The organism is Athalassotoga sp. (genome assembly GCF_049965695.1).
In the GTDB taxonomy this organism is placed as follows: Bacteria; Thermotogota; Thermotogae; order Mesoaciditogales; family Mesoaciditogaceae; genus Athalassotoga.
Genome location: NZ_JBMFWB010000068.1, coordinates 1 through 769 on the forward strand (window position 1 = coordinate 1; position 769 = coordinate 769).

General features: G+C 29.8%; 1 protein-coding gene and 1 pseudogene. One reads left to right on the forward strand and one right to left on the reverse strand.

Features of this window, described 5'->3' with window-relative positions; genetic code table 11:
* Positions 1 to 250, reverse strand: a 250-nt coding sequence (locus tag ACP5NR_RS08775; protein ID WP_428006369.1) for a ParA family protein, incomplete at its 3' end; no start/stop codon positions are given.
* Between the two features lie 285 nt (positions 251 to 535).
* Between ACP5NR_RS08775 and ACP5NR_RS08780 the strand changes: the two are divergent.
* A pseudogene (locus tag ACP5NR_RS08780) lies at positions 536 to 769 on the forward strand (hypothetical protein); the annotation flags it as partial.

Here is a 769-nt window from a genome sequence, read left to right on the forward strand (position 1 = left end):
GTATAATATCATTGTTATTATGCTTTGTAATTATATCCTCAATGTTTGCTTCACCTCTTAGTAGGTTATATATTGTCTTATTTAACTCATAAGCTTTTATTCCTAAACTATAGGTCAAATTGGCTTGAGGATCTAGATCTACTAATAAGACTTTTCTTTTTAATAGGCAAAGTCCGGCTCCTATATTTAAGGTACTTGTAGTTTTACCAACTCCTCCTTTTTGGTTTGCTAATACAATAATTCTATTCATCAAAAATTCCCTCCAAATATTATTTTGATTTCTAATGTTTACATGATAAACAAATATTACATAATAAACAATGTTTACTCACTCATACATCATTGCTGTGTTTACATAGTAAACAAATATTACAATGTTTATTATAGCATTTTTTTAGATTTAGTCAAGAGAGTGGATCAAAATACAAATCTCAATTTATCACAAAAGTCGTATGTTAAATTATCTGTTTTTTGTATCTTTAGACAATCTTTGCTTTTATACATTGAAAATGATGTATAATAAACTATGCGAGCGATGATAAAGATTTTTTACGATAAGACTGTACACAAAGTACTCACAAATTTGTCCGAAAGTCCCAGAAAAGAAGATAAAGTAATGTACGCCGAGATTGTAAGAACAATAGAGTTGCTCAAACATTTCGGGAACAATCTTGAGGAGCCCTATTCTAAGACTTTCAACGATTACAAATATGAAGGCTGTGTTCTGAAAGAACTCAGGATAGTTACCATTGTGCAGTACAGGATATTC